This is a genomic window from Enterocloster lavalensis (assembly GCF_046603895.1).
Taxonomy (GTDB): domain Bacteria; phylum Bacillota; class Clostridia; order Lachnospirales; family Lachnospiraceae; genus Enterocloster; species Enterocloster lavalensis.
This window is the reverse complement of record NZ_CP176637.1, coordinates 5,109,310-5,135,251: the sequence shown is the minus strand read 5'-3', so window position 1 is coordinate 5,135,251 and position 25,942 is coordinate 5,109,310. Positions and strand designations below refer to the sequence as shown.

32 protein-coding genes, 1 other RNA gene and 1 pseudogene are annotated in these 25,942 nt (G+C 51.7%); 8 read left to right on the top strand and 26 right to left on the bottom strand.

Going from position 1 to position 25,942, the window contains the following annotated elements:
* Nucleotides 1-53 precede the first annotated feature (53 nt).
* Together ACK2JC_RS23095 and ACK2JC_RS23090 are read right to left on the bottom strand one after the other, a co-directional pair.
* Nucleotides 54-758, bottom strand: a complete 705-nt coding sequence (locus tag ACK2JC_RS23095) for an LrgB family protein (RefSeq protein WP_302326267.1) — start codon at nt 756-758, stop codon at nt 54-56.
* Nucleotides 748-1,251 (bottom strand): CidA/LrgA family protein, encoded by a 504-nt coding sequence (locus tag ACK2JC_RS23090; protein ID WP_331681200.1) that lies wholly within the window; start codon nt 1,249-1,251, stop codon nt 748-750. The genes ACK2JC_RS23095 and ACK2JC_RS23090 overlap by 11 nt, the downstream gene beginning before the upstream one ends.
* Nucleotides 1,252-1,470: 219 nt before the next feature.
* On the opposite strand from ACK2JC_RS23090, the gene ACK2JC_RS23085 reads away from it, so the two are divergent.
* On the top strand, nt 1,471-2,292 hold the full coding sequence (locus tag ACK2JC_RS23085; RefSeq protein ID WP_411338530.1) for a GNAT family N-acetyltransferase: 822 nt from the start codon (nt 1,471-1,473) through the stop codon (nt 2,290-2,292).
* A 6-nt stretch (nt 2,293-2,298) separates the two neighbouring features.
* Here the strand turns inward: ACK2JC_RS23085 and ACK2JC_RS23080 are convergent, their stop codons facing one another.
* Nucleotides 2,299-3,009 (bottom strand): GTP pyrophosphokinase family protein, encoded by a 711-nt coding sequence (locus ACK2JC_RS23080; protein WP_092365602.1) that lies wholly within the window; start codon nt 3,007-3,009, stop codon nt 2,299-2,301.
* 35 nt (nt 3,010-3,044) lie between these two features.
* Nucleotides 3,045-3,884, bottom strand: a complete 840-nt coding sequence (locus tag ACK2JC_RS23075; protein WP_007714434.1) for an Mrp/NBP35 family ATP-binding protein — start codon at nt 3,882-3,884, stop codon at nt 3,045-3,047.
* Between the two features lie 284 nt (nt 3,885-4,168).
* Here ACK2JC_RS23075 and ACK2JC_RS23070 point away from each other — a divergent pair, with 284 nt between their 5' ends.
* Nucleotides 4,169-4,711 (top strand): hypothetical protein, encoded by a 543-nt coding sequence (locus ACK2JC_RS23070; RefSeq protein ID WP_320936265.1) that lies wholly within the window; start codon nt 4,169-4,171, stop codon nt 4,709-4,711.
* A 92-nt stretch (nt 4,712-4,803) separates the two neighbouring features.
* Here ACK2JC_RS23070 and ACK2JC_RS23065 read toward each other — a convergent pair whose 3' ends face one another.
* Nucleotides 4,804-5,595 (bottom strand): SIMPL domain-containing protein, encoded by a 792-nt coding sequence (locus ACK2JC_RS23065; RefSeq protein ID WP_320936266.1) that lies wholly within the window; start codon nt 5,593-5,595, stop codon nt 4,804-4,806.
* Nucleotides 5,596-5,804: 209 nt separating this feature from the next.
* Here ACK2JC_RS23065 and yaaA point away from each other — a divergent pair, with 209 nt between their 5' ends.
* The 3 genes from yaaA to ssrA all read left to right on the top strand — a co-directional run bounded on the left by yaaA (nt 5,805) and on the right by ssrA (nt 7,602).
* Complete coding sequence (gene yaaA, locus ACK2JC_RS23060) at nt 5,805-6,596, top strand: peroxide stress protein YaaA (protein ID WP_320936267.1); 792 nt, start codon at nt 5,805-5,807, stop codon at nt 6,594-6,596.
* A 5-nt stretch (nt 6,597-6,601) separates the two neighbouring features.
* Entirely contained in the window at nt 6,602-7,075 is a 474-nt protein-coding gene (bcp, locus tag ACK2JC_RS23055; protein ID WP_092365615.1) for a thioredoxin-dependent thiol peroxidase, read from the top strand.
* Between the two features lie 187 nt (nt 7,076-7,262).
* Nucleotides 7,263-7,602, top strand: a transfer-messenger RNA (tmRNA) gene (gene ssrA, locus ACK2JC_RS23050).
* Nucleotides 7,603-7,810: 208 nt separating this feature from the next.
* Here ssrA and ACK2JC_RS23045 read toward each other — a convergent pair.
* The gene (locus ACK2JC_RS23045) at nt 7,811-7,996 is read right to left on the bottom strand and encodes a hypothetical protein (RefSeq protein ID WP_368272107.1); all 186 of its coding nucleotides are present in this window, start codon (nt 7,994-7,996) and stop codon (nt 7,811-7,813) included.
* Between the two features lie 117 nt (nt 7,997-8,113).
* Between ACK2JC_RS23045 and ACK2JC_RS23040 the strand changes: the two genes are divergently transcribed.
* Complete coding sequence (locus ACK2JC_RS23040) at nt 8,114-8,344, top strand: helix-turn-helix domain-containing protein (RefSeq protein WP_368272106.1); 231 nt, start codon at nt 8,114-8,116, stop codon at nt 8,342-8,344.
* Between the two features lie 83 nt (nt 8,345-8,427).
* Here the strand turns inward: ACK2JC_RS23040 and ACK2JC_RS23035 are convergent, their stop codons facing one another.
* From ACK2JC_RS23035 to ACK2JC_RS23020, 4 genes are all read right to left on the bottom strand, one after another.
* The gene (locus ACK2JC_RS23035) at nt 8,428-9,126 is read right to left on the bottom strand and encodes a BRO family protein (RefSeq protein ID WP_368272105.1); all 699 of its coding nucleotides are present in this window, start codon (nt 9,124-9,126) and stop codon (nt 8,428-8,430) included.
* A 176-nt stretch (nt 9,127-9,302) separates the two neighbouring features.
* Nucleotides 9,303-10,151, bottom strand: coding sequence for an SH3 domain-containing protein (locus ACK2JC_RS23030; RefSeq protein ID WP_368274701.1), 849 nt, complete (start codon nt 10,149-10,151; stop codon nt 9,303-9,305).
* An 83-nt stretch (nt 10,152-10,234) separates the two neighbouring features.
* Entirely contained in the window at nt 10,235-10,492 is a 258-nt protein-coding gene (locus tag ACK2JC_RS23025; protein WP_368274700.1) for a hypothetical protein, read from the bottom strand.
* A 17-nt stretch (nt 10,493-10,509) separates the two neighbouring features.
* Complete coding sequence (locus ACK2JC_RS23020) at nt 10,510-10,962, bottom strand: phage holin family protein (RefSeq protein WP_092369887.1); 453 nt, start codon at nt 10,960-10,962, stop codon at nt 10,510-10,512.
* Between the two features lie 173 nt (nt 10,963-11,135).
* On the opposite strand from ACK2JC_RS23020, the pseudogene ACK2JC_RS23015 reads away from it, so the two are divergent.
* Nucleotides 11,136-12,513, top strand: a pseudogene (locus ACK2JC_RS23015) (transposase).
* 238 nt (nt 12,514-12,751) lie between these two features.
* On the opposite strand, the gene ACK2JC_RS23010 reads toward ACK2JC_RS23015, so the two are convergent.
* The 13 genes from ACK2JC_RS23010 to ACK2JC_RS22950 all read right to left on the bottom strand — a co-directional run bounded on the left by ACK2JC_RS23010 (nt 12,752) and on the right by ACK2JC_RS22950 (nt 23,583).
* A complete protein-coding gene (locus ACK2JC_RS23010; protein WP_411338528.1) occupies nt 12,752-13,498 on the bottom strand; it encodes a glycine-rich domain-containing protein in 747 nt (248 codons plus the stop codon).
* Between the two features lie 497 nt (nt 13,499-13,995).
* On the bottom strand, nt 13,996-14,157 hold the full coding sequence (locus ACK2JC_RS23005; protein WP_166435116.1) for a hypothetical protein: 162 nt from the start codon (nt 14,155-14,157) through the stop codon (nt 13,996-13,998).
* Nucleotides 14,147-14,500 (bottom strand): hypothetical protein, encoded by a 354-nt coding sequence (locus ACK2JC_RS23000; protein ID WP_092372108.1) that lies wholly within the window; start codon nt 14,498-14,500, stop codon nt 14,147-14,149. Before ACK2JC_RS23000 ends, ACK2JC_RS23005 begins: the two co-directional genes overlap by 11 nt.
* Nucleotides 14,501-14,513: 13 nt before the next feature.
* The gene (locus ACK2JC_RS22995) at nt 14,514-15,824 is read right to left on the bottom strand and encodes a glycine-rich domain-containing protein (protein WP_411338527.1); all 1,311 of its coding nucleotides are present in this window, start codon (nt 15,822-15,824) and stop codon (nt 14,514-14,516) included.
* 1 nt (nt 15,825) lies between these two features.
* Entirely contained in the window at nt 15,826-16,260 is a 435-nt protein-coding gene (locus tag ACK2JC_RS22990; protein WP_118756410.1) for a hypothetical protein, read from the bottom strand.
* Between the two features lie 12 nt (nt 16,261-16,272).
* Nucleotides 16,273-16,659 (bottom strand): phage tail protein, encoded by a 387-nt coding sequence (locus ACK2JC_RS22985; protein ID WP_092371360.1) that lies wholly within the window; start codon nt 16,657-16,659, stop codon nt 16,273-16,275.
* Nucleotides 16,660-16,684: 25 nt separating this feature from the next.
* Entirely contained in the window at nt 16,685-17,629 is a 945-nt protein-coding gene (locus tag ACK2JC_RS22980) for a putative phage tail protein (protein ID WP_092371362.1), read from the bottom strand.
* Entirely contained in the window at nt 17,622-18,677 is a 1,056-nt protein-coding gene (locus ACK2JC_RS22975) for a baseplate J/gp47 family protein (protein ID WP_092371365.1), read from the bottom strand. The genes ACK2JC_RS22980 and ACK2JC_RS22975 overlap by 8 nt, the downstream gene beginning before the upstream one ends.
* Nucleotides 18,670-19,071 (bottom strand): DUF2634 domain-containing protein, encoded by a 402-nt coding sequence (locus tag ACK2JC_RS22970; RefSeq protein ID WP_092371368.1) that lies wholly within the window; start codon nt 19,069-19,071, stop codon nt 18,670-18,672. Before ACK2JC_RS22970 ends, ACK2JC_RS22975 begins: the two co-directional genes overlap by 8 nt.
* A 15-nt stretch (nt 19,072-19,086) precedes the next feature.
* Nucleotides 19,087-19,401, bottom strand: coding sequence for a DUF2577 domain-containing protein (locus tag ACK2JC_RS22965; RefSeq protein ID WP_092371371.1), 315 nt, complete (start codon nt 19,399-19,401; stop codon nt 19,087-19,089).
* Nucleotides 19,394-20,353 carry a hydrolase gene (locus ACK2JC_RS22960; protein WP_092371373.1) on the bottom strand — a complete coding sequence of 320 codons (960 nt, stop codon included), beginning with the start codon at nt 20,351-20,353 and terminating at the stop codon, nt 19,394-19,396. The genes ACK2JC_RS22965 and ACK2JC_RS22960 overlap by 8 nt, the downstream gene beginning before the upstream one ends.
* 15 nt (nt 20,354-20,368) lie before the next feature.
* Complete coding sequence (locus tag ACK2JC_RS22955) at nt 20,369-21,040, bottom strand: LysM peptidoglycan-binding domain-containing protein (RefSeq protein ID WP_092371376.1); 672 nt, start codon at nt 21,038-21,040, stop codon at nt 20,369-20,371.
* On the bottom strand, nt 21,040-23,583 hold the full coding sequence (locus ACK2JC_RS22950) for a tape measure protein (RefSeq protein ID WP_276949805.1): 2,544 nt from the start codon (nt 23,581-23,583) through the stop codon (nt 21,040-21,042). Before ACK2JC_RS22950 ends, ACK2JC_RS22955 begins: the two co-directional genes overlap by 1 nt.
* Nucleotides 23,584-23,681: 98 nt before the next feature.
* Between ACK2JC_RS22950 and ACK2JC_RS22945 the strand changes: the two genes are divergently transcribed.
* Nucleotides 23,682-24,776 (top strand): SAP domain-containing protein, encoded by a 1,095-nt coding sequence (locus ACK2JC_RS22945; protein ID WP_092371382.1) that lies wholly within the window; start codon nt 23,682-23,684, stop codon nt 24,774-24,776.
* 44 nt (nt 24,777-24,820) lie between these two features.
* On the opposite strand, the gene ACK2JC_RS22940 is transcribed toward ACK2JC_RS22945, so the two are convergent.
* The 3 genes from ACK2JC_RS22940 to ACK2JC_RS22930 are packed head-to-tail and all read right to left on the bottom strand — an operon-like array spanning nt 24,821 to nt 25,931.
* Nucleotides 24,821-24,988: a hypothetical protein gene (locus tag ACK2JC_RS22940; protein WP_166435107.1), complete on the bottom strand. Its 168-nt coding sequence runs from the start codon at nt 24,986-24,988 to the stop codon at nt 24,821-24,823.
* Nucleotides 24,989-25,002: 14 nt separating this feature from the next.
* Complete coding sequence (locus ACK2JC_RS22935; protein ID WP_276949803.1) at nt 25,003-25,434, bottom strand: phage tail assembly chaperone; 432 nt, start codon at nt 25,432-25,434, stop codon at nt 25,003-25,005.
* 20 nt (nt 25,435-25,454) lie between these two features.
* Complete coding sequence (locus tag ACK2JC_RS22930; RefSeq protein ID WP_092371388.1) at nt 25,455-25,931, bottom strand: phage tail tube protein; 477 nt, start codon at nt 25,929-25,931, stop codon at nt 25,455-25,457.
* Nucleotides 25,932-25,942: the final 11 nt, after the last annotated feature.

The window sequence follows — 25,942 nt, the reverse complement described above, 5'->3', positions numbered from 1 at the left end:
CTTAAACTCTCCTTTCATTGTGCGGATGGGATTGTGAGTCTCCACCAGCCCCATCAGATCAGATTTGCCATCAGCGGCACCGCCACCACGGTTAAAAGCCCCGCCACGGCGATGGACAGGCTGCTCATGGCCCCCTCGATCTCGCCCATCTCCAGCGCTTTCGCGGTTCCCACCGCATGGGCGCTGGTGCCCAGCGCCAGGCCCTTCGCCACCGGGTGTGATACCCGGGCCAGGCGCAGAATCAACTCGCAGGCCATATTTCCCAGCACGCCTGTGAGAATAATACTCATCACCGTCAGCGTCACGATCCCACCCGCTTCCTCGCTCACGCCCATTCCGATGGCCGTGGTGATGGACTTGGGCAGCAACGTCACATAATGCACATGCCCCAGCCCCAGCACCTTGGACAACAGAAACACGCTGACCGCACTGGTGGCCACGCCCGCCAGAATACTGATCAACACCGCCGCTCCATGCTGCCGCAGCAGATTTAACTGGCGGTACAGCGGGATCGCCAGACAGACCGTGGCGGGCGTCAGCAGCCAGCCTAAAAATCCAGCACCCTTATTATATGTCTCATAATCCATTCCTACGCATACCAGACAGCCGATAATCAATGCCGAGGAGATGAGCAGGGGATTTAAAATGGCCAGCTTCGTCTTTTTCCTCAGCCACGCGGCGAACAGATAGGCCGCCACGCTGACCGCCAGCCCGAAATACTGGGACTGGCCCAAAATCATTCTGATTTCATCTCGCATTGGTTTGTTCCTCCTCAGATTCCAGCGGGTCCGGCTGCGGGGCCGGGCAATCAAGCGGGTCCGCGGTGTTTTCATGGCATTCCGCCGTGCTCACCCGGCTCTCCGCCGAATTCCCGCGCCTCTCTTCCGCCCGCTTACCTCTCCCGCGCTCCTGCAAATCGATCACCGTCTGAGCCACCCGGCCGGTCACGACCATCACCGCAACGGTGGACACGGCGATCACGATCATGAAAGGCACAAACACTTCCTTAATCTGGGCCGCGTACTCCATCAGCCCGACCATGGCGGGTATGAACATCAGAGTCATGGTATCCATCAGAAAATTTCCAGTGCCCTCCACGCTCTCCAGCCGGACCCAGCCGGCCATCAGCGCTCCCAGAAGCAGGAAAAGCCCATACACTCCCGAGGGCACCGGAAGCGGCAGGATCGCGTGTAATATCTCTCCCGCCATGGTGAAGCCCCAAATAATTCCAACCTGTTTGACATATTTCATCTGTGAATTGAATCTCCTTTTTATGGCGTTTACGCCCCTCCAAAGCGCGCCCTGCGCGCCGTCCCTATTCTACCACCTGAGCCCCCGCCGCGCAAGACCCCAATCACAGACGCGGCCGCATCCGACACGCGCCGGAAGCGGTTGCCCCGGGACAGATTTCAGGCTATAATAGTTCAGAACCCCGATCATTTGCCCCACGGACAAAGCTTTGCAATCCCGATGCCAAAGCCCGCCCCGTCCACTCAGGAGGAATACCGCGCCATGAAAAAAATCTGCACCCGAACCTTGACGGCTGCCCAGGCCGCCGCCTTTGAGGAACTAACCGGCCTCTGCCGCGCCCACGACAAGATCCGCCTGTCCTGCCCTCTGGACGGAGACCGTTTTTATCTGTTGTCCGGGGAAATGCCGGACGGGACCGGCCGTCCGGTTCTCAACAGCGCCATCGCCGTGTTTGAGGGGGACGGTCTGTGGGAGTGCTGCGGCTTCACCCGGCCGGACGCCAGAAAGCGGGGATATTTTAACGGCCTGTTGGAAATGCTGGAGCAGGATGCGGCCCAAGCGCTCCCAGAGCCGGACCTCTGTTTCGTGGCTGATCCCAATAGTGGCGCCGCCGTAAATGTTCTGGCTGCCATTGGCGCTGAGCTCTGGTACGAGGAATACGCCATGGAATGGAACAAAGGGGCCTGCAAAAGTCTCCATTCAGCTTCGCTCCCCCTCTCTCCCCTCCGCCTGACAAGCGTTTCCGGGGAATCAGAGAGCCGCTTAGACTTCACCGCCTGGCTGCCCGGAGATCAAAAGGCCGGTTCCTTCAGCCTATATGTGCAGCCGCCTTCCGCCTGCCTGTTCGAGGTGGAGATCGCAGAACCCTTCCGCGGCCACGGCCTGGGGTTCGCCATGGTCCGGCAGCTTCAGGACTTAACGCCCGCCATAGGCATTTCCACCCTCACCCTCCAGGTGTCCGGCGACAACCTGCCCGCCCTCAGGCTGTACAAAAAAACAGGGTTTCACATCACGGAAACCCTGTCTTACTATCTGTATTGATATGTGCTATTCCTTGCGCACCGCGATGCCCTGGGCCTCGATCTTCTGGCGGATCGCCAGCATCTTCGCGTCCGTCTGGGCGATCACATCCGCGCACTGCTTTAACTCCTGGCTGATCTCGCTGTCGTCCCGCAAATCTTTCTTGTACTTAAGCTGGTGGTCCAGACTGGCCCAGAAGTCCATGGCGATGGTGCGGATCTGCACCTCCACCCGCATGTTCCGCTTGCACTCGGTGAAAAATACCGGCACCTCGATGATCAGATGGTAGCTGCGGTAGCCGTTGGGCTTGGGATTCTTGATGTAATCCTTCACCGCGATCACCTTCACGTCGTCCTGGCGCACCAGCATCTCCGCCACCTCGTAGATATCGTCGAGAAACGAGCAGATAATGCGGATTCCGGCCACGTCGTCCAGATTCTCCCGCATGGACTCCAGGGACACCTCAAATCCTCTGCGCTGAAGCTTTTCCAGAATACTCATGGGCTTTTTCACCCGGGACTTGATCATCTCGATGGGGTTGCGCTGGTTCTTCACCGACAGCTCGTCGTTGAGCACCTCCAGCTTGGTCTTCACCTCCCGAATCGCGCAGGCGTACATCATCATCACCCGCTGGAACTCATGGGCCTGATGAATCCACACCTCCGGAACCTGGACCATATCCGGCACGTTGACAATGGACTGGTTCAGTTCGCTGTTGGGATTGATATTAATATTCATAGGTACACCCCTCATTACATTGTTGTCCGGCAAGCCTACAGTCCCTCCACTGCGGCGGCAGCCTCATCCAGCCAGGGAAGCTCCAAATACTCCACCTGTCCGGCGTCCACCATCTGGGCGATCTTCGGATCGATGGGCAGACGCGCCAGCACCTTGATTCCCGCGTCAGCGGCTACCTCGTCGATGTGGCTCTCGCCGAACACGTTGATCCGCTTGCCGCAGTCCGGACATTCCAGATAGCTCATATTTTCCACAATGCCGATAATCGGAATCTCCATCTTCTTCGCCATGTTCACGGCCTTGGTCACAATCATGCTCACCAGTTCCTGGGGTGAGGTCACGATGATGATGCCGTCCACGGGCAGGGACTGGAACACGGTCAGCGGCACGTCGCCGGTCCCCGGAGGCATATCCACAAACATAAAATCGATATCCTGCCAGAGCGTCTCGCTCCAGAACTGCTTTACCGCTCCCGCGATCACCGGGCCTCTCCAGATCACCGGGTCCGTGTCGTTGTCCAGCAGCAGGTTGGCGGACATGATGTCCACGCCCTCCAGGGACTTGGCCGGAAGCATCAGGTTGCCGTCCGGGGACACGCCGATACCGCTCTCATTGTGAATTCCGAACGCCTTGGGAATGGAGGGACCGGTGATATCCGCATCCAGGATCGCGGCCTTCTTTCCCTTACGGTTCATGGAAACTGCCAGCATGGAGGTCACCAGGGACTTGCCCACGCCGCCCTTGCCGCTGACGATACCGATCACCTTTTTCACGGAGCTGGCCGGGTTCAGTGCCTCCAGGAACTCGCTTTTATCTGTCTTACGGCTCTCACAGTTTGCACTGCAGGAGCCGCAGTCGTGGTTACATTCGCTCATAACGTTTTATTCTCCTTCCAATCTTCAGAATGTTCCCATTCTGTCATTATCATGTCCATTATAAAACCATTCCGCGGTATTGTCCATTGGTACATTCATAAAATTAACATAAAAACGTTTTTGAACTTCCAAATATTTACAAAATTGTGAAATCTGCACATGTGTCCTCTGGATTCCTTTACTTCTTTCGGCATAAATGTTAAAATATACTTAGAAAAAATGTGAATTTTCTGTGAACTCAAGATCGTCTTTGCGATCTCTCATTATGCCGGGAGGTGTCCTCTATGTTGAAACCAGCCGCAAACAATCTCAACCCCAGCGCCTGCGCTCCCTTCAGTGTATACGATGAATATCCGGAGCTGCCCACCGCGATCAAGCAGGCGGAACAGGGCGCCACCGCCCGGGCCATGGCGGACTTTACCAGGCGGACCACCCGTCTGGCCTTTGTCATCGCCCTGGGACTTCTGCTGCTCTCCCTGGCGCTGTCCGCGGCCATGGGTTTTCGGGCCGTCACCCGCTCGCAGGCCAATTACAGCGCCTTCCGCTCCGACTTAAGCCATTTCGCCTCCACAGACAGCAGCATCCTGGAGCTGCGCTCCATCGACGCGGGCACCTACACCGTTTATCTGGACAGCGCTTACTGGGAAAACGCCGCCTCCACAGAGCGGGCGGCTTACTGCGAAAGCCTCAATTCAGCCGTAAACAGCCTCTGCCATGAGTACAACCTGCTTGGCAGGTCGGAACAGGCCAAGCTATACTATTACGACCAGGACGGCGCCATGCTGGCCGCGCCCGGGGACGATTTACAGAGCGTGCTAATGCGGTAGCGGGGAATGAGCAGTTTTGATGATGCAGGCAGGCGGCCGGATCTCTTCGATCCGGCCGCCCGTTCATTTACTCAAATGCATTGCAGCCTGGCTTACTGCAGGTTAAAGGTAACGGAAACCTGGGCCTCCACGCTGATCTCCCCGGCCATCACGCCCATATCCATGGCCGCAGCGGTTGTTTCCATCGCCATCTCGTTCCTGGCGCCGCCGCTCATGTAGCCGGTATAGCGAGTGTAGGGGTTGTAGCCGTATTCCTCCACATTGCTCACCTCGCCCAGAGTACGGCCGCTGGCCTCAGCCATGGCGGACGCCTTCCCCTTGGCCATCTCAATCGCCTTCTTTAAGGCTTCCTGATAGCTCTCGTCGTAGGTGCTGCAGAAGTAGCTCACATTGTCAATACTGTTGACGCCCGCCACCACGGACTGGCTCATGATGGACCCCGCCTCGCCGATGGGGATATCGGACACGGTCAGCTGGGTGTTCATCTCATATCCGGTAATCTCTCTGGTGTCGGAATTCCAGTTGTAGATGGGATCCAGGCCGTACGACGAAGTCTGGATGGACCGCTCTTCCACGCCCAGGCTTTTGAGCTTCTCGATGGTATCGTTCAGATTCTTGGCGTTCTCCTGCTGGCACTCCTGGGCTGTAGGCTTCTGCGTGCGGATGGAGAATACGATCTCCGCCATATCCGGCACCACTCTCACTTCCTCCTTGCCGCTGACCGTCAGCTGGTTGGCGGACACATCCTGATTCTGCACCACGATAGTCCCCGGGCTCTGGGCCTGGGCGGAACACGCGGACAGACCGATCGCAGCGGCTGTCACCGCCGCTGCGGCAACTGCCAGAACCTTCCTGCTGTTCTTGTTTTCAGATAATTTTTTCATAAATTCTCCTCCCTTGTGAATTATTTTTCTAATCTCATCTTACCAGAAACTTCCGGATCTTGTATTTCTTTTCTCTTAAGCTTTTGGTTCGTCTTTCTTTACAGAATTCTTTTGACCTCTTAAGTATTTTCAGGAAATGCATACCGCTTGACAATCCCCTTCAAGTGTGGTTTGCTAGACGTGTACACAGCGGACAAAGGAGGCGGGATATGAAACTGATTATTTCACCTGCAAAAAAAATGAACCAACGGGAGGACGAGCTGGAGATTTCCGGCATGCCCCCATTTATGGAACAAACCGGACAGATTTTACAGTACATGCGCGGACTCACCCGCGGCGAAGCCCAGAAACTGTGGAAATGCAACGATTCCATCGCGGATTTGAACTATAAGCGTTTTTTGCATATGGACTTAAACAGCCGCCTGACGCCGGCCATCCTCTCCTACGAGGGTATCCAGTACCAATATATGGCCCCCAGCGTATTCCAAAGCGGGGAGCTGTATTACATACAGAACCATCTGCGGATTCTCTCCGGTTTCTACGGAATCCTGCGGCCTCTGGACGGAATCGTACCCTACCGGCTGGAGATGCAGGCCAGGATCGATCTGGAGCTGGGCGGGCGGCATTTCACCGACTTCTACAGCTTCTGGGGTAAACGGATCTACCGGGAGCTGGTTCGTGAGGACCGGATCGTAGTCAATCTGGCCTCTAAGGAGTACAGCAAAGCCGTGGAGCCCTATCTGGAGCCGGACGTAGTGTTTCTCAACGTGGTGTTCGGCTGTATGGAAACGGACAAAAACGGGAATCCCAAAATTAAGGTCAAAGCTACGGAGGCCAAGATGGCCCGCGGCGAAATGGTCCGCTATCTGGCGGAGCGCCGGATTCAGACGCCGGAGCAAATCCGGGAATTCGACCGTTTGGGCTACCGGTACCGCGGCGAGCTCTCCGATGCGAAGAATCTGATATTTATTAAGGAAACAGTCAAAGAAAACAGGAGGTAACACATATGCTGGAAGCAGGAACAAAAGCGCCGGTATTTTCACTGCCGGACAAAGACGGGAACATGATTTCACTGGAGAATTACAGGGGAAAACGGGTGGTGCTGTATTTTTACCCCCGGGACAACACGCCGGGCTGCACCCGGGAGGCCTGCGCCTTCGCGGGAGCCTACGAGGGCTTTAAGCAGAAGGACGTGGTGGTGATCGGCGTCAGCAAAGACAGCCAGACCTCCCACCAGAAATTTGCCGAGAAGTACAACCTGCCCTTCATCCTGGTCTCCGACCCGGAGCTGACGGCCATCAAGGCCTACGACGTGTGGCAGGAGAAAAAGCTCTACGGCAAGGTGAGCTTTGGCGTGGTACGCTCCACCTATATCATCGATCCCGAGGGTGTGATCGAGAAGGTGTATCCCAAGGCCAAGCCGGACACCAATGCGGCGGAGATACTGGAGTACCTGGAATCTAAAAATCAGGAATCGTGATCAGGAAAATTTTTACAATTTTTCTTACAATTCCCCTACAACAACGCTGCCGGGCCTTGACAGACGGCCGTGAAACTGCTATTATGTTAACGGTGCCTCAATAGGCGCCGGCAGCTTGTTACAAGCTCCGCAAGGTTCGCCCGGTTTCGAAAACTGCGAGCGGACCGGCCAGTCCTGTTATCATTCAGGGGTTGTACTGGTTTCGACGGGGATCATGCAGCTGGTGAAGCTATCCCCATGCGATGGGTCAAATGGCAACAATAAATACAAACGCTGAAGACAATTTAGCAATCGCCGCTTAATTGCGGCTGTCAGACTTAGAGCACCTGCACTTTAAGACCCTGGCATCGACTATGCAGGAAACGACTTATGCAAAGCTTTGAGCATATGGGCGTAATATGAAGCTACTGAAACCGTCCGGGTGTCCTTTCTCTGACGGCAGAGGGAATGTCAAATAAAGGACTATGATAGTAGAAGAACAGGGAATTGGTTTTCGGACAGGGGTTCGATTCCCCTCAGCTCCACTTTAGAAAAACCGCGTATTTACGAGAAACAACGTATTTACGCGGTTTTTACGTTATAAAGAGTCAGTAGCATTATCACAATATTGATATGAAAACACCCCCAAAATGAACCTTATATCACACGAAATATCACACGAAAAAACCTTTGTTTTAGCGGGTTTCCGGGTGGTTGCATTCTTAAAATATCACACGAAATCAGGCGGGCCGCTGATTATCGGCGCCCGCCCTTCTCATGCTCATCGATCAGTTTCTTCCACAGCCGTTCGAACCCTGCCGGGTCCGCTACTGGTCCTCCCTCGGCTTCCATCTCTGCCTCCGCGGCCTTGAACTCTCGTAGCAGATCATCATCTGAATTGTGGTATAAGCGTTGCAGCAGGTCATCAACTGGATGTTTCATATTATTTTCCCCACTTTCTCTTGTTTGTCACTATCTAGTGGCAATATTATCATATTTTCAGGATATACTCAACATATGAATGCCACCAACAAGTGGCAATTATGAGGGGGTATGTCCATGCCATGGATTTTACAAGATGTGCCAATGGGCCGTAATATACAAAATATTCGAATGGCGAAAGGCATGACTCAACAAGCCCTTATTGAACAGCTCCAGCTCAATGGCAGCTTAATGTCACGCAGTACATTGGCAAACATTGAATGTGGGAAACGGAATATAAAGGCCAGTGATTTGCGGCTTATAAAAGAAATTTTCAATGTAGACTATGCTGAATTTTTTAAAGATTAAAAGGCGGGCCGCCGGGAGACCGGAAGCCCGCTATTATGTGCGACTTAGCACGTATCTCGCGGCTGAATATTCAGCAGCCAGTTCTACAGCGCTTCAATGAATTTTTTCACGCCCTGATACACTTCCTTATATGGCAGTTCCTCCGCCATCAGCGTAGCCAAGTGCAGCTCAACCACTGTCTCCAGAGATTTCAAGCGCATAAGGGTCTTCTGATCAGCCTTATCCCTGCCTCCAGGCTCAATGTCCAGCCTGCGGTTAATCAGGTTCGTCAGCAGCACATAATATCGGTCAGCGTGTTGGCTGCCCTGTGCCCTGGCATATTCCACAAATAGCTTGATCTGATCCGTTTCGGCCTTGCGTACCTCCTTGGTCTCCCGGCGGATCCCCAGCCACTTCTCATCTCTCTCAGAAGCGATATAGTAGCCGTTCTTCTTGATGGAGAGAATGACATCATACACCCAGTCGTTGAATGCGTCTGATACTGGCTGCCTTGAACGCCTGCATACTTCATATATACCACGTTCTTCATACATATAGACTTTGGCAGAATTCTGATTGAACTTTAACGGGGGTTCAAATTGAGCACCCGCTACCTCTACGCTGAACCGGTCAAAACGGTCATGATACTTATTATGAATATTCTTTACCGCGTTGGCTGGGTCTTTATATTGCAAGGCATACCCAATCTGTGTCCTGCTCATAAAGATATCGCCAGTCTCATTTACATAAAAATCACATTTAGTTCCTAAAAAATCTCCCTGTTTAACAAGTCTTAGTCTCATAAAATCATCCTTTCTGTTAGGCTTTTACAATGGTTGTTTCAACGATACCAGAAATCAATTTCCGATGCCCCCACCCCATTTTTGTGCACAATAAAAGCCCTGGGATATCCCAAGGCTTAGACACTTCATATCGATTTCTTTGCGGACTCCGCAAAGTATTCTTTTTCGGTTATGTTCTACCAATCAAACTTATACCGCCGCTTCTCCATGTCGTACTCCCCGACAATCCGCAGCGCGCCACGCGCGTCAGTGATCATGCACTGTCCCTCGTGGATTCCCGGAACCGGACAGAGGAGGAATGCATCTCCCGCCGGATCCACCTGATAGCCGGTCAGCATGTAACCCTCGGAGTCGAACAGGTACCAGCCGGAGGTGCCGCCGGTGCGCTCCGTTAGCCAGTACCAGCCGTTGCAGGCATATGTGCCGTCAGAATACTGATACCACCAGCGGCGGCCGTCTGTGGCCTGCTGCCATCTCTCGGTGTATGTAACGGCAGTCTCGGCGCTGGCCCCGTCATCCAGGTTGATGGCGGTGTGGTGTCCCTCATACAGCAGGACATCCCCTGCCAGCAGGTACTTGTCGCTGGCCAGGTACTTGCTGGCTGTCAGCACCTCAAAGCCGGCTGTCTTCAGCGCCGCCCGCAGATTGCCGGTGTAGCAGTAGATACTGACACCCTGCAGCTTGGTATTGCCCGTCAGATACCCGACCGCCTTAACGATAGCCGCCACGCCAGCGCTGCAGTCAGACTCACAGGGGGCCGTGATCTTGGCCGGATCATAGCCAGCCTCCTGGAGTCGCTGCCAAAAGCTGTACCGATCCCCCTGATCATAGCCGATCATATCGTTGTTGGCTGCCTTGCGCGCCAGCTCCACGATCTTTTTGCGCACCGTAGCGTCCGGATGCCTCAGCACATAATTCCACGGCCTGTTGTACCACGGGATCGCAACCCACTCATGGCCGGTCTGATCCCCGGCCTGGCCGCCGGTATACTTGCCACGCTCGTCGTGGCCGCAATTACTTATCATAGGTTACCTCCATATAATAAGGCCCCGGGATCCCCCAGGGCTGAAAAGTTGTGACGTCACAACCGTTGCGATCTCGCAACAGCCTATTTCACGCCCGGCCCGTGTTCCGGGTCCTGGTCGCTGTTGTGGTGCGGCCGGGGTTTAACCGGCGGCATGGCCGGCTTGTCCGGGCTGCCGTCATTGGGGTTCGGATCGTGGGCGCGGGAGTCCTCCTGGCCGGTGGCCGGACCGTAGGGGACGGTGTGGCTGCAGTAGGTAGCCGGGCCCTTCCCGCCGGGATGGCCGTTGATGTGGTCGTTGAGCTGTTCGGGTGTCATGTTGTTGGTGTTGATTTCGGGCATAATTTTACCTTCCTTTCCTAATTCGTCTTTTCAGTTTCTGCATTTATAAGTTTCTGTGTTACGGCCAGGCCCTTGATGAGGAACTCCGGCACATTGTAACCACACTCCACCAGATTCTCCAAAACACTGCGGATCTCGTTCACCAGCAGACACGCCAGCGTAAACCACCCAAACAGCAATAGAAAATCCAGATTGATTCCCAGGATATCATGTCCCAGGCTGATAAACATTTTCGGCATCAAAAAAGCTATCAGAATGATGATCCAGTAGCCCATCTTTTTCAGTATGCCTTTCAACCCCGTCTTGCTCGATTCCTTCCCCAACTTTCTGGCCTTATACCAGCCCGTGAGCCAGTCCAAGGCATTGGAGAGCAGGTAGCCTGCAAAAATATACCAATAGGGTCCCAGGATTGCCACCAGGACCGTCACAATGGCACCGTACGCCGCGTTGCATTTGTCCAAAAATTTCATTTCTTTTTACCTCGCCTTTTCTTTAATATAATTAGGCGTTTGCGAAACGCCACAGCCCTCATAAATTCGGGCTTTTTTCTTTGTCAAAATAAAACAACTCCTCACAGGTTTATGGTAAAATTGAGATGTCCAGTAACAATCAACCATATCCACCTGAAAGGAGTTGTACCTATATGATACCATACAATCAGCTTTCTTTGGCAGATATTTTTTCATGTTGCCAGGATATTTATGAATCTGACAAACCTGCTTTCCTGTCACTGCTCCAATCCCATATTGACCTTATTGAAATTGTCCCTGCTTCCTTCCGGAAGCGTTTCTATGCATCAACGGGCAGAACCCGCAAATACCCTTTGTTCGCCCTTTTATGGGCCTTAATCATTCAACGTATTTTTTCTATTCCTACTGACTCGTTACTGCTTATTTTCCTTCATTATTCCAGACATCTCAGAGAATTCTGTGGCTTTGACAAAGTCCCCGATGCTTCTAAGATAACCCGCTTCAAACAGGATTTTCTTCCTGAACTCGAAGATGTTTTCTCACGCCTTGTTGACCTCACTGAACCTATCTGTCAGGCGATTGACTCTTCCAAAGCCAGTATGACTATCTTCGATTCTTCTGGTATAGAAGCTTGGGTTACTGAAAACAATCCTAAATACGCAAACCGCATCATTAAACAGCTAAAAGCGTATGCAAAATCCAAAGGCTTTGACGATTCTTATGATCCATATAAAGCTGCCTATGCTTCCATGCCCTCACATTCAGCTGCCAATCCGGAGATCAAACAGCTCTATATCGATGGGCATTTCTGTTACGCCTATAAGATAGGAATTGTTACTAATGGCCTCGGCATTATCCGGCACATTGATTTCTACAACAAAGCTTTCTTTGAGAAGCATCCTGAAATTACCATTTCTAAGAAATCCGATTCGCCTGATGAGGACAAATCTGTCCATGACGCAAGGCTCTTGATTCCTACTCTTCAGGACTTTTTCGCTACACATCCTCTGATCCGGCCTGACACCTTCCTTGGTGACTCCGCCTTTGATTCGGTCCGCCTGTACAAGGAACTTCTTTCCGGGGATACCTTTGGTAATGGCAGGCACTTCAAGAAAGCCTATATTCCTTTGAACTCCAGGGCACATCTTGAAAACCTTGACTATACCATTGATGAAAACGGGATTCCCTGTTGTCCAAAGGATCCCTCTCTTCCAATGAAATACGAAGGAACCTGTAAGCTTAAAAGCGGCGTCACACGATACAAATTCGTCTGTCCCAAAGTTGTTTGGATAAAAGATCCTTCTTCTGGAAACTATCACCGGCTCTGTAAATGTGACAACCCATGTACCACGTCTTCCTGTGGCAGAATGATTTACATTTATCCAGAGAAAAATCTTCGTGCCTATCCAGGTATTCTGCGAGGGACTGACGAATGGAATAAGGTCTACAAAACCAGAACCTATGTGGAGCGGTCTATCAATCACTTAAAAGACTGCTTCTGTCTGGCCGGACGTAAAACCCAAAATGAGAAAACACTTCATGCCGACCTAATCCTCGCAGGCATTACACAATTAATCGGTGTGGTTCTCGCAGATAAGATTCATAAGCATGAATGCATACGGACGTTAAAATCTTTAATTGCATAGGACTTACCAACTCCATAAAACGTATGGCTTATGAATGTGCGCCATTATCCGAATACATCCCACTTATTCAGGTCCTCCTGCTTCGCAAAGTGGCTTCCTTATTTGGAATCAGGATTGAATACCTGTTTCGCAATCAACTATCTTTAATATAATTTCAACAGTACAATTCCGGATCCCCCAATCCCTTCCGCTGTACTGTAGTATCCGGCCCCACCGGCCCCACCTCCAGTATTGGTTGTGCCATTTCTTTGATAGGTAGCTCCGGATATTCCACTTCCGCCAGTTCCGCCTCCTCCGGCTCCCCCGGCTCCTCCGGCATAGTAACGCAATTCACTGCCTCCACCTCCTCCTCCAGCATACAATGTCCCAGTTGAGATTCCCCATGCTCTGGTCGTCGTTCCCTGCCCTTTTGCGGTATAATTAGTATTCAGCGGGTACCCGTCGCCTCCGTCACTTCCTCCTGGATATCCCTCCAGATGATCCGCATTGTCAGTATATGGGCCAAATTGCCCGCCCCCGGAACCACCAGCATTGCCGGTATCGTATGAATTTTTACCATATGATCCGCCGTTGGCTGAGCATAAAACAACACCACTCATTGTAACACTTGTAGCTCCGCCATTTGTGTTATTGACTCCGCCGGCACCTATGGTCATATTAAGCACTTGCCCTGAGGACACAGCAATAGATTTTACTGTTTTGGTGTAACCGCCAGATCCCCCATAACTGCCCCCATGATTATATGTATTTACGGCCCCACCGCCGCCGCCAACTGCGAATAAATCGGCCTTGGTATATCCTGCCGGAATCGTGTAACCTCCTCCTGCGGTGAAGGTCTTATTGAGCACTGCTGAGGTAGTCACGGTCCCATTGATCACCGCGCCGGTCATTTCCCCGGCACTGCATGTCACATACGGGTAGATACTCAGATAATACTTCGTACTTAATGCTGGAAGGTCCAGGTAAGCTTGTGACTGCCCTTCCGATACTGTATTATTCCCGGCCCCCTTATAGATCTGGGTTCCGCCGGTCTTACCAGGATTTCCGCTCGTGCTATAGCGGATATACACCCCGCTATAAGGTTTTCCGCTCGCCGCCTTGGGATTCTGCCATTTTACCAATACGCGCCGCCCGGAATACGGCGCGCAGCTAAAAGACAGTAGACTATTGACCGTCATTGTCCCCGTTTGTTTGTCTTTGGGGTCCGTTGCATAAAATGTTTCCCCAGCCAGTACATGTGCCGCCTGGGCGTTCCCGGTCAGCTCTAATGTTCCAGGGAGCGGATCATCCTGGCCCTGTAAGTATGCTGTTTTTCCTTTGATTAAATCGCTCTGGGTTGCGGTAACATCTTCAAGAGATATGCCCCCCCCCCCCATGTATGATTATCTTACCCATCTGCGCGCCCTCCCTCTAATTCTGCCAGTACCTCCTCCTGCTCCTGATCGGTCAGTTTGACGTAGCTTTTTATGGCTTCTGCCGGATTCTCTCCGCTCTTCTGCCGGATCCGTAGCGCCCGAACAAGGATATTCTTTTGGATGTTACTCAGCATATACGCCACCTCCAATCACTTCAGCCATTGCCAATGTAAGCTCATTACTCTCTTCCTTCAGCTGTGCGTTCTCTGCTTGCAGCATGTTGATCTTATCCTGTTCCGTCGGGATGTACTCAGCCTCCGTCTCCGTGCCATCCTCAGCAACCATCCAGAACCGTCCATCATGGAACCGGTCTATTCCACCCGGACGGACCGCATAGCGGTATTCTGCCGCAAATGCCTGGTCGCCATATACCGCCCGGGTGATCCGATTCGCGTCCTCATAATTCTCGAACATTGCAATGTTCTGTACGGCTCCATTGCCGTCTACCTGTATGTATGCATAGCTTATTTCTGCCATTGTCAAAACCTCCTTAATATAATTTCATTAACACAATCCCAGAGCCACCTGGTTGACCACCTTTTGTACTCCCACCCCCACCTCCACCAGTGTTAGTGCTACCTGCTGTTGCAGACTTCTGTTTATCCGTATATGTATTGATCAACCCACCATTTCCTCCTCCCCCGGCCCCTCCCATACCTTGTGAGTTATTTCCGTATCCTCCGCTGGACGAATCTCCTGCTCCGCCTCCGCCTGAATATAATGTTCCTGTCTTACTACCATAGGCTCTTGTTGTACGCCCCTGGCCGCGACATCCCTGATATGATTGCCAGTTGTAAGATACTTGCCCGTTGCCTCCGTCTGATCCACCATTTCCACCTTTATAGGCTGGCATATCTGCGCCGGAACCGGAGTTTTGATTGGTTTCACCGTCGCCAGAACCCCCGTTACAATATGCTCCACTCCGCATATCTGCAGAACCACCGGTCTTCGATCCACCCCCTCGGCCGCCAGCTGCTGACACTATTCCTGATATAGAGGACGATCCCCCATCTGTTCCGAATGAATCTGTGCGATTGTATGCAGCTCCTGCACCTCCTGATCCAACAATGATCGTTAATGTTGTGCCGCCAACCACAGAATATCCCAGTGTTGTAGAGGTATAGCCTCCACCTCCTCCGCTACTTTGAGAATAAGAAGAGCATCCTCCTCCGCCTCCACCTACCGCAAACAGATCCATTTTTGTATATCCCGCAGGGATTGTATAACTGCCGGAGGCTGTAAACGTTTTGTTGAGCTCACCCGATGTCTTACAGGTTACATTTCTTACCACACCATTAATTTCCCCCTCCCCTATTGTTACATAGGGGTAACAGCTAAAATAATAGGTTGTGTTAAGGGACGGCATGTCAAGGTACGCCTGCGACCAGGCTCCGGCCGCCGTGTTATTCCCGGCCCCCTTGTAAATCTGTGTCCCGCCGGTTGTCCCAGGATATCCGCTGGTGGAATACCGGATGATCACGCCGCTGAATGGTTTCCCTGCCGCCTGATTCGGGTTCTGCCATTTCGCTAATACGCGGCGTCCTGAATAGGCGGCAACGCTAAAAGACAGCAGGCTGTTGACCGTCATGGTGCCAGTCAGTTTGGTCTTATAGTTATTAGTGTAGAACGTCTCCCCGGCCAGCACATGACCTGCCTGGGCGTTTCCTGTAAGCGCCATAGTACCCACTCCGGCCTCGTCATTGCTATCGGCTGCCACGGCCTTAAGGCCTTTTGGAATATCAGCCAGCCGGGCCGTGCACTCGTCCGATCCGGTCCCGCCGGCGCCGCCGTTGATAATCATCTTACTCACTCGCGCTCACCCCTTTCAGAAGTACAGGAAAATCAGCCGTCGGCTTCTTGACACCGCAGTAGAACGTCGCATATCCGTCCTCAGTATCCCCATCCGTAATCATCCCCGTGAATTTCTGCCGCAGCTTCAACTCTTCCGCAGCCAGATCCTTCGGTGTGTACGGGTGTAGCTCCGGGTTGTCGGTCGCCAGGATCCCGGGCACCGCCACCCGCTGGGTATACGGGGCCGCAGCGGACCAGCCGGCCGCCGGCAGGGTGACCACAGTCGTGCGATCCTGACGCGCCACCTGCTCCCGCAGATAATTATCATTGTCCAGCAGGGTCTGATACCGCGGGTTGAACGTGTCCGGCGCAGCTCTGTCCTGAGCCGTGATCTGCTCCATGGTATCCGCAAACTGCGGCTTTTCTGTAATCGGAAAATTCGCCATCTTTGCGCCTCCTTAAAATATTTCATCCATATCGAAGATGAATTCCATGTCGTCGTCCTTGCCCTTGGGAAGGAATGTCTTGTAGGCAACCAGATCCCCATCTGCGTCAAAAAGCCCCTGCTCGGAAATGTTCTGGTTCGCCAACTCCGCCTTGGAAAGCCGCACCGTATACCGGCAGGTTGTCTCCTTCTCGTTGGTGTAGCTGTGGCTGTCAACATCCTTTTTCAGCAGCTCCGTTTTCAGCGCCGTCTCCGCCCCGGTTGTCTCGATTACATTTCCGTCCGCGTCCACGCCTCCGCTGCCGAACGCCATCTGCGTAATTGCCGGCAATGTCTGATCGCCCGAGTGGGCCCTGCACAGCTTCTTACGTCCGATCTCCGTGATTACTCCTTGTGCCATATATATTTACCATCCTTTCAAGACCTCAAAGGTCATATTCAAATATTTCCGCATCCAAAAAACTGCTTCCATCCAGAAGCGTGGCCCCGTCCAGATACCACAGATTATGTTCCACCCGCAGCTGGCAATCCATCTCCAGCGCCACCGGCTGCGTCCACTCCAGTCCCAGTCTACCATCTCCCATCGGCTGCCTGGCCGCAGCGCCGGTAATCCGCAGATCCGTTCCGGTTCCAGGCGCTACCCCCGCGCCGGTCCCGTATCCCCATGCCCATAAGGACGTCACCAGACACCGCCATTCGCTTTGGATTGTTGTCCTGGCCGGGTACAGATCCAGCCCCTCGATCTCCTTATATCCGTTGAGCAGATAGGTTCCATCCAGCAGCCAGTTCCCATCCAAATATAGAAATTCCCGGTTGTACCTGGCGAAGAAATCCGCCGCCAGCTCCATCCGGCTTCCTACCGTAACCTCCGCGGACATTTCCCCAGGATACTTCCCCGCAAAAACAAACACCAGATTGGCCGGGATCATTTGCCTCGTCATATCCCGAAGGTCCTGCAAAACACGATACGGCTGGTCCAGTATCCACAGCTCCAGCTCGTATGCATTTTCCCTCACCCACAATTCATACCCCACCTCCCCCACGGCAAGCTCCAGGCGCTCCCTGAGCCTGGGAATCGTGTAGGGAAGCTGCTGGTTCCATTTCAGGGATACCGCTGCGCGCCTATCCTCCAACGTATCGCCTGGATACGGCTTCAGCCCGATCATACGCTCAAACCGCTTAATTCCCTGAATGGTGGCGGATGGAATCAGGCTGTCCTTCCACAGCTCGTCCATTTTCCCGTACAGCCGTTTCAGCTCATATTCCTGGGCACTGTACAGCTGCCTGAATTCTGTCACATCCCGCAAAAACTCCGGCACGTACCCGGCCAGGTCCAATACCCGCTCCGACTGTTCAACCCGTTTATCCACTCACATCCCCCCTGACTGCGATTGAACTTGAAAGAAGCGCGTAGTTGCCCGATTTGCCGTTGATCGTCGTATCGTAGGCATCCATGATCCCTTCGATATCCAGCAGCCTTCCCTCAATCCGTGAAACCCGCACAATCGTCTGACTGTCATCCTGCCAGGTCATATTGAGCTCGTGCAGGTAGGTATCAATCGCCTTAAAAATATCCTCCTTGCACCGCTCGAAATTATAATCTGTCTGGTAAACAATCGTGGCGGATATGGAAATCTGCTCTTGCGCTGCCCCCTCTACTGTCACCACATGTCCAATGGGCGCCAGGCCATACCCCTTCCCGGCATCCACTTCCGGATCAATGGTATCTTTTACCGCTCGAATCAGCTCATCTGACGGGACCCCATAGTCTGAACCGATGATAACCAGTTTTACCGTTCCCCCACCGTTCCACGCCGGATACACCTTAACGCCTCCCACGCCGGATATACCGTTCACCTTTTCCCTGTAATCTGCAATATTACCCCCAAACGCCTGGGAATTCAGACTGTCAAAATAGCGCCGCCGGAACCGCTCCGTCTCCTCCTCATCCTCCCCTGGGATCAACAGCTCCGTCAGCTCTGCCTTGGTTAATCCTCGGATATACTCGATTGGAATAAGCGTTCCAAACAGCATATTCCCCGCTGTGCCTATGGTCTCACACTGCATTTTGTACTGACCGCGAGCAATTCGTTCCACCGCCACATAGTTCAGCGTTTCCAAGGAGAAGCGGCTTCCGATGGGGATATCCACATCAAACTCGCCCTTTAATACTGCATAGGTGGATGCCTTTGGAGTCAACCCGCGCTCCGCGGCCCGCCTGACCAGATACTCACGGCCGGCGGTATCTGCAAATAATTCATTCAAAACGGCATACAACTCTGTATACATCATCTGCATTTCCATAGCAGCCGGAGCCAGGGCGTCGTATAAAATGGACCCTTCCCGCTTATCCAGATCGGCCGAAACCCGGCTCAGCATACGTTTTAAAATATCTTCATACGTTACGTTCTCATACACCCGTGTCCACCTCCTTTTCAGCCTCAAATACTCCCTGATCGCAGGAAACCGTAAATGTCACAAGCAGCTGCTTTCCGCTTCGAGAAAATGAAAAAGCCCCGACGCTTCGGATCCGGTCATCCTGCGTCAGCGCTTCTTTGATTCTCTTCTTTATTTTGGATTCCAACATTCCCTGAGACCGGCCGTACAGCTTTGAAAACTCCCGGCCATAATTCCAGCTGTAGATAACATGTTCAAACCGCTCCGTGTTTAATATGCAGTTCACCGCCTGCTTTACTGCCTCCAGGCCGTCCACATATCCCAAGACCCTGTCATTTTTCAGCCGGTATGTCCTGGATGGCTGTTTACGGACGGTAAAGTCCTGTTTTAAAATATTACCTGTATCCGGCAGCATGTCTGCACCTCCTCTCTACCAACGGTCCAACACAAGGTATTGCTGGCCACCTTTTTTCTGTAACAGAAGCACCTGCTCTCCCGGTTTTAATCCACTTTTTACCGTCACGGACACCTCTCCCAACTCCGGGATCACCATCGTCTCTGTGTGATCCGTGAGCCGCTGGGGTACCAGCACCTGGCCGCCCTTTACTGTGGTCTTCTGATCAATCTGCACAGCGGCTGGGGAGACCGACACCACCGTGCCGGGAAGAAGGTCACAGGGATCACCGGCCTCCACGGCCTGTAGCATGATCCGTTTCATATTATCAATCCATTGGTTGTCAGGCATTGATACCAGCTCCTTTCAACGTTAAATCCATTGTATGGATTCCCTGATCAATCTTATGGGTAACCGCTTCGATCAGCAGATAATTTTGCAGCTGCATTTCCCGTACGTCCAGAAATACCGGCAGCAGACAACCTGCGCGCACCCGGATATCTCCAAAGGCATTTTTGACGGACAAGCTCCGGGTTGGCTGGTTGTACATGGCCAGATAGCGCTCCGCCACCTCCTGGCCGCTTACACCCTTGTCAACACTCTCGTTGAACTGCAGAATCCCCCATTTGTTGATATTTTCCGTGTGCTTTGTCATAAACACATCTCGTTTCTTTGTCTGCTCATTGTCCTGGTAAAGTTTGATCTGATTGTATGTGTTCTGGTCAATGCTGATCTTGAAATCGTAATCCTGGGCAGTCTGATCGTTGACCGTGATTCCCAGCTTCATATTCGTGATATTTTTCAGCGCCAGCTTTCCCACATCATCGTAGAAAACGAACATGTTCCCGGTGTAGATCATGGTCAGGTCCAGGGCGTCCAGAATAATATCAAACAGCGTCTTGTCCTTCATATTCCGGGACTCGATTACATAGCCGGTATCCTCCAGCTCTCCCACGTTCAGAAGGAAATCACCGGCGATCATGCGGATCACCTCGGTTGCCGTCTTGGCCTCATAATTGTAACTGTCTTTATTTTTCAGATATCGCAGCTGATCATAAGCAGTCACCTTCACTTGACCGTTGCCGTTCCAGCTCCGTTCGAAGATAAAGCCAAAAAATACCGGCTGGCTGCCTACGTCCACCCGGATTGCATTTCCCTCTTCTATTTTCAGGCGGCTGTCCGGGAGCAGGGTGAAGGAACATTTTCCCGCCTCACCCTTGCGCTTCGTCTCCCAGGTAACGCTGTCCAGAGCCACTGGTTCATAAACCATTTGGCCGTTCTGGATATATAAATGTACATCCATTATATTCACCTGCCTTTATGTCGGGATCGTAAGGATCTGGCCTGGACGTATCAGGTTTGGATTGCTGATTTTGTCCCGATTCAGGTCATAAAGCTCCTGCCAGCGGTTACTGTCCCCCAGCAGTTTCTTCGCAATCTTGCACAGATTATCCCCGTTTTCAACTGTATAGGCGCCAACCTCATCCGGCTGACCCTTGCGCTCAGGCTCCGACTCACTGGCTGTCGGGACACTCTGGTCTTCAATCAGAGTAAAATTCATGATCTTGGTGCCATAGTTCCGGTATTCCTTCAATGAAATGGAGACTGCCAGGTCGAATCCCTCCTTCACGTCGTCAGACACCTTGTAGTCCTCCAGGGTTACATCCAGATTGGTGTCAAAGGAATGGAGCCGGCCGGGGCCATCGCGGATCACGATGAATTCAAAGGGGACTTTGCTCTCCTTCAGTTCCTGGAGATGGTCCAGAAAATCTTCTGCGTCGTCCACACTGCCGTCCCAGACCGCTGCCGGGTAATCCATTTGAGGGAATACAATATCCAGAGAGATCTCTGCCAGACCGGTAGGCCGCAGCATGTTGATTTCCTCCCCGCTGATCAGATTTGCCGTCTTGTTTTGGCCGGGATATTTGATCGGGATTTTCTGGGGCGGGATAGGAAGCAGCATGTCGTCAAGGTATACCTCATAAGCCATCAGATGTGTCCTCCTTCCGCTGCGGCCGCCAGGACTCCGCTGGTGAAAGTGTTCATAAACGCGCCCAGATCCTCGAAGTCGGCCTTTTTGGTAAGGGTGTTATTGTTGTTCACGTCTACCTTTAATTCGGCCAGGGTGAAGCGGTTGATGATCTCCTGCTCGGCGGCGTCGCGCATGTACTTTAAGTCCTCGTCCATGATGTCCATGGAATCGGCTATAGCGGCGGTGTTGGCAGCGGTTTTTCCTGTATTTCCGGCAATGTCTCCCACCGAAGCTGCTTCTGGGTTGTAATTCCCCTCTTCCGCTGTTTTTTTAGCGTTTTTCTTTTCTTCTGCCTCCGCTTTTGCAGCCGCAATATCCGCCTGCCGTTCCATTCTCGCTCTATCTGCCTGCCGCTGCTGCTCCGCCAGCTGTTGCTGTCTGTCCTGCTTGTCCGCTGCATTCTTCTCCTTTAATGCAGCCAAATCAGCGGCACGTTGTTTTTGGTTAGCCTCTTCCTCAACCGCTGCACTAGTAGCAAATTCGACATGAGCAACTGTTTCAATCGATGTCCCGGCAATCTGGTTGACTGTTTCGATGAACGCATTGACACGATCAATCGCACCATTGATGAAATCCTGGAGGAGTGTAAGGCCTTTGACTTTCAAATTACCGATAGCATTCAGCACTCCTGCTTTAAAGGCTTCAAAACCGTATTGCATGGTGTCAATTCCGTTCTGGATGGCGTTCCAAGCGACGGTAAAGCCAAGTTTTAACATGTCGACCCGGCTTAGAACTGTGTTTACACAGGTCAACCAGGCTACTTTGAGGCCGCCGACATGATTAACCCACGCCACTATGCCTGCCACGACTGCGCCAATGGCAAGCGCCACCCACACAAGCGGGCAAGCAAGAAGCGCGGCTGTCAAGCCCTGTGTGGCCAACGTATGCAGAACAGTAGCTGCCGTTGCCAACCCTGACCAAACGACCTGCGCCGCGGCAGCAAGGTTGTATCCAAGAATCGCCCCTGCCACAGCACCTATAACCGGACTAAGCCAGGACCAGTTCTCCTGGACAAATACCGCCGCCTGCCCCATCAAATTCAAAGCCTGTACTGCGCCTCCGGCCAATGTCTGAATTGCACTGGTTACGCTCTCCGTAAGCGTGCTGAATCCTTCTGTCTGCGTCACCGCACTAAGCTGCTGTAAAGCAGGTTGAAACGCCATCAACGCCTGGTTTTTAATATTGTTCGCCACCTGACCGAATGTCAGCGGCATTTTCTCAAACTTAGCGTTTGTCTCATCAGCTGCCGCAAACATAGCATTCTTTATGATCTCCGCGGAAATAGCGCCGTCAGAAGCCAGCTTCTTGATCTGTCCAACCGGAACCCCCATATAATCTGCGATATTCTGTACAATAGGCTGGGCATTGTCCAGCACTGCATTCAGCTCTTCCCCCTGGAGCTTTCCGGAAGCCATGGACTGCGTCAACTGAAGCATAACAGAATCTACGCCCTGGGCGCTGGTTCCTGCGATGACAAACGATTTATTTAACTGCTCGGCAAACGCAATTAACTCATCATTGGAAGAAAATGCCCCTCGTGCCTGCATACCAAGCTTTGCCACCGCGTCCGCCGTTGTTTGATATGCCCCTCGCGAACGCTGCGCTGATTGAAAAATTTTCTGCTGCAACTGCTCTGTAGTATCCAGACCGTAATTCATCAGGTCCAAGCGGGCGGTTGTCTGTGTCACCTGATCTGCCAGTGAGATTGCCTTTCCCGCAGTGGCTGCGCTGATCAACATAGCCGCGTAGCGCTTGATTGAGCTTTCCAGACCTCCTGCCGCGGACTGACCGCCCTTGACAGATCTGTTAAATTGCTCCTGAGCCGAAAAATTCTCCCTTATATCCCGCTCCGTGGAATCCATAATGGAATTAAGTTGCTGATAAGCAGCATTGGTAGCAGAAATATCCATTCGTCCCATTGCAGCATTTAATTGCCCTTGCACGTTGACCGCCTGAGATAATTTGCCACGCAAAGCTTCCAATTCATTATTTGTCTGCTCTGTGCGGAATTTTACAGGAATGCTGTTCAATTTCTGGATACGGTTGGTTAGGCTCTGCATACGAATTTCAGTTGTCGCCACATCATTGATCATTCCTGGCGGCACAGCTTTCATACGCACAGCTTGACCTGAAATTGCTTTTTGGTTTTGGATTAGCTGTTGTGCAGCAGCAGCGGCAGCCTGATATTCGCTCTCAAATCGTTCTGCTCCACTGGTCATAAAAACCGGCTGGTTCGATACACTGTTCCATTCCGGTGGATCCGGTGCAGCTACCGGAGTATTTTTTACATTTTCCAATTCTTCCTGATACTGCGCCAACTGTGCAGAAGCACCGGCCACCGCAAGCTGCATCGCCAACGCTTGTTCCGGATTAAACCCCACATCTGATGCAGTCTGCGCAGCAGTCATGCTACCCACCATCATATTCATTGCCGTTGTGATTGACTGCAGCACTGGTGTCATCCGATCCGCCAGTTGGATTGAAGAACTTATCCCTGCCATGGACTCACTTCCTTTCGCAATATATTTCCCCCTGTCAGCAGATTTTCTATTGTCGTTAAGGTTTGCTCATAGTAAAATGATTCCAGGAGGTGTTTAAAATGCTTAACATATTCAAATTTTTAAAGAACAGCGATAAAAAAGAACCTGATTCTCTATTCAAACCAGTAAATCCAGAACCAATTCCACCAAGATCCCCTTCTTTTAATGAGGATTCTATGAGCCAACAGCAAATGACGCACCAAATCATTGAAGAAACCCCACTTAACAGTAGTGCCACGATTGATGAATTAGACCGAATCGCACAAGAACGATCCGATCGTTTATATAACGAACGTCAGCAGCGCATCCATAAATTCAATCCATTTGAGCTGAATATTCACAATGTGGATACTTCTCCATTGTCTTCCGTAGAGAGAGCTTTTTTAAAGCAAATGAATGGACAGTCTGTCGAAAATCCGACTGTTAATGCCTATTGGATTTACGAATATTCTTTAGATTTTGAAGCAACCATGACCAGGTTGATAGTCAATCATTACTTACAAATATCTGACGCTTTTATGGAACTTGACTTTTTAACCGTTATTGAGCTCAAAGCCATTTTAAAGCAATACAATCTTGGTATTGCGGGCAAAAAAAAGGAACTTATACAACGTATAAAAACAAATGTTTCCAGTGAACAGCTCTCCGCCACTCTTAATGGCCAAACAAAACGGTATATACTAACTGCCAAAGGTACGGAGGTTATCGCTGATTTGCCACTATCAATGACCAAAAACCTGGAGCTAGAAGATCATTGCTTGGATTGTATTTACAAAAGACGTTTAAATGAAGCATATCGATTGGTTTGCAAAAATGAGCTGAGCAAAGTCATTCCCAGAGGAATTGGAATGGATTGGAAACAAGAGTATGATAAAGGCCTTTCCGACTTCAAACTCCAACTTTACACAGCGTTTCTTGAACAAGACGAGGTTAATATTCCTAAAATTTTAAAAACCTATGAAAATCAGTTGAAAGCATGTGCTATTCTTGGAGATTTTTTTGGAGTTGCCACCTCTAAAAGCGGAGATCTCTTTTTGCGTATAACAGATTGCAACCATATTTCTAAATCTGAAGTAATACCCATAATGCAGGAAATGCAGTTTAAACTTGCAACCGCCATACAAGAGCATACACTCGACATACTTAAAAGTTGACCACGGATTTGCAAATAAAACAAGCGCTTTCACCAGAGGCTTATCTACCGCTTCTTACCCTTTTTCATTTTTTGTGCTTCCCTCTTATCCTTCTCCAGCTTCATCTGCACAGCTGCCACCACATAGGCCCGTTCCTGGATCTCAAGGTCCAGGAACTCATGGGGCCATTTGTGAAGTTTATGGAGGCAATAGTAGGCAATGTTCGCCTCCATATCGCCTCCATCAATTAGTTTTTTGCCTCATCCACCTTTTCCTGGAAAGACTGGTCGAATCCGTGGTATTCCTGCAAACGGTTCATAAACAGATTGTATTCTCCGGGATCGTCAATCATCTCCTGGATCAGCTGCTCCGCCCCCATCACTCCATAAGAGTCCTGAAGCTCCTTATCGTTCAGGTTCGGGTATACCACGCAGGCCGCGGCCATTCTCGCCAGATAACGGTTGGCGTTAAACTTCGGGCGGAACATACCGGGCTTGCCTGTCACCTGAACGTCCACGGTGCACTCCTCCCGCAGCGCATTGTCCTCCTTTGTGGTCAGTGGACGCACTTCCCATGTCAGTGGCTTCCCTTTCTCGTCCGTCAAAGTCGTTGTGGCCGCCAACCTCAGATTCTCCTTGGTCTTCTTATTCTTTTTCAAAAATCTGCTTAAATCTCCCATATTCACTCATCCTCTCTTTCTCACAGCATTCCGCTCATATTTCCAAACACCTCCGGAATCTCAAAATCCTCAAAGGTGAAATCAGCATCCTCGTCCAGGTACTCCGCGTCCGCGTCGAACTTGGCCAAAATCCCGCCGTCCAGATTGCAGTCCTTCAGGATCACAGTCTGCCGTCCGACGCTGCTGGTCGGGTCCTCGTTAGTAATCTGAATGTCAAAATACACATCCTCCCCGGTCTCCTTGTACCGGTACAGCAGCTGGCGGAAAATACTGGTGTTGTAGTGGAACGTGGCCGATCCGCTGCCCTTCCAGCCGGTGGTCTTGTTCCCCTTCCCGGTCTTTCCCAGAATCGGGATCTCAGACTTGGTTTTCTCGATACTGGCCTCCAGGTTGATGGCCTGCATAAAATTATAGCGGTTTCCTTCAATGGTGATAAAGCACTCCGCCAGCGACGCGCTGATGGCGTCCTTGGCGTTCATAATCGGATTATTCAGCATAGTCTCTCACT

Bases quoted from the DNA above. Each gene is read 5' to 3' on its own strand.
- ACK2JC_RS22995 (WP_411338527.1), bottom strand. From the start codon at position 15,824: ATGATTATCAACGGCGGCGCCGGCGGGACCGGATCGGACGAGTGCACG.
- ACK2JC_RS23080 (WP_092365602.1), bottom strand. From the start codon at position 3,009: ATGAATATTAATATCAATCCCAACAGCGAACTGAACCAGTCCATTGTC.
- ACK2JC_RS22990 (WP_118756410.1), bottom strand. From the start codon at position 16,260: ATGGCGAATTTTCCGATTACAGAAAAGCCGCAGTTTGCGGATACCATG.
- ACK2JC_RS22955 (WP_092371376.1), bottom strand. From the start codon at position 21,040: ATGGCTTATGAGGTATACCTTGACGACATGCTGCTTCCTATCCCGCCC.
- ACK2JC_RS23090 (WP_331681200.1), bottom strand. From the start codon at position 1,251: ATGAAATATGTCAAACAGGTTGGAATTATTTGGGGCTTCACCATGGCG.
- ACK2JC_RS22965 (WP_092371371.1), bottom strand. From the start codon at position 19,401: ATGCCTGACAACCAATGGATTGATAATATGAAACGGATCATGCTACAG.
- ACK2JC_RS23000 (WP_092372108.1), bottom strand. From the start codon at position 14,500: ATGGCAGAAATAAGCTATGCATACATACAGGTAGACGGCAATGGAGCC.
- ACK2JC_RS22970 (WP_092371368.1), bottom strand. From the start codon at position 19,071: ATGCTGCCGGATACAGGTAATATTTTAAAACAGGACTTTACCGTCCGT.
- ACK2JC_RS22930 (WP_092371388.1), bottom strand. From the start codon at position 25,931: ATGCTGAATAATCCGATTATGAACGCCAAGGACGCCATCAGCGCGTCG.
- ACK2JC_RS23040 (WP_368272106.1), top strand. From the start codon at position 8,114: ATGCCATGGATTTTACAAGATGTGCCAATGGGCCGTAATATACAAAAT.
- ACK2JC_RS23010 (WP_411338528.1), bottom strand. From the start codon at position 13,498: ATGACCGGCGCGGTGATCAATGGGACCGTGACTACCTCAGCAGTGCTC.
- ACK2JC_RS23065 (WP_320936266.1), bottom strand. From the start codon at position 5,595: ATGAAAAAATTATCTGAAAACAAGAACAGCAGGAAGGTTCTGGCAGTT.
- ACK2JC_RS22950 (WP_276949805.1), bottom strand. From the start codon at position 23,583: ATGGCAGGGATAAGTTCTTCAATCCAACTGGCGGATCGGATGACACCA.
- ACK2JC_RS23005 (WP_166435116.1), bottom strand. From the start codon at position 14,157: ATGCTGAGTAACATCCAAAAGAATATCCTTGTTCGGGCGCTACGGATC.
- ACK2JC_RS23085 (WP_411338530.1), top strand. From the start codon at position 1,471: ATGCCAAAGCCCGCCCCGTCCACTCAGGAGGAATACCGCGCCATGAAA.
- ACK2JC_RS22985 (WP_092371360.1), bottom strand. From the start codon at position 16,659: ATGGCACAAGGAGTAATCACGGAGATCGGACGTAAGAAGCTGTGCAGG.
- ACK2JC_RS22940 (WP_166435107.1), bottom strand. From the start codon at position 24,988: ATGGAGGCGAACATTGCCTACTATTGCCTCCATAAACTTCACAAATGG.
- ACK2JC_RS23045 (WP_368272107.1), bottom strand. From the start codon at position 7,996: ATGAAACATCCAGTTGATGACCTGCTGCAACGCTTATACCACAATTCA.
- bcp (WP_092365615.1), top strand. From the start codon at position 6,602: ATGCTGGAAGCAGGAACAAAAGCGCCGGTATTTTCACTGCCGGACAAA.
- ACK2JC_RS23025 (WP_368274700.1), bottom strand. From the start codon at position 10,492: ATGCCCGAAATCAACACCAACAACATGACACCCGAACAGCTCAACGAC.
- ACK2JC_RS22960 (WP_092371373.1), bottom strand. From the start codon at position 20,353: ATGGATGTACATTTATATATCCAGAACGGCCAAATGGTTTATGAACCA.
- ACK2JC_RS22935 (WP_276949803.1), bottom strand. From the start codon at position 25,434: ATGGGAGATTTAAGCAGATTTTTGAAAAAGAATAAGAAGACCAAGGAG.
- ACK2JC_RS23030 (WP_368274701.1), bottom strand. From the start codon at position 10,151: ATGATAAGTAATTGCGGCCACGACGAGCGTGGCAAGTATACCGGCGGC.
- ACK2JC_RS23075 (WP_007714434.1), bottom strand. From the start codon at position 3,884: ATGAGCGAATGTAACCACGACTGCGGCTCCTGCAGTGCAAACTGTGAG.
- ACK2JC_RS23070 (WP_320936265.1), top strand. From the start codon at position 4,169: ATGTTGAAACCAGCCGCAAACAATCTCAACCCCAGCGCCTGCGCTCCC.
- ACK2JC_RS22945 (WP_092371382.1), top strand. From the start codon at position 23,682: ATGCTTAACATATTCAAATTTTTAAAGAACAGCGATAAAAAAGAACCT.
- ACK2JC_RS23035 (WP_368272105.1), bottom strand. From the start codon at position 9,126: ATGAGACTAAGACTTGTTAAACAGGGAGATTTTTTAGGAACTAAATGT.
- ACK2JC_RS23020 (WP_092369887.1), bottom strand. From the start codon at position 10,962: ATGAAATTTTTGGACAAATGCAACGCGGCGTACGGTGCCATTGTGACG.
- ACK2JC_RS23095 (WP_302326267.1), bottom strand. From the start codon at position 758: ATGCGAGATGAAATCAGAATGATTTTGGGCCAGTCCCAGTATTTCGGG.
- yaaA (WP_320936267.1), top strand. From the start codon at position 5,805: ATGAAACTGATTATTTCACCTGCAAAAAAAATGAACCAACGGGAGGAC.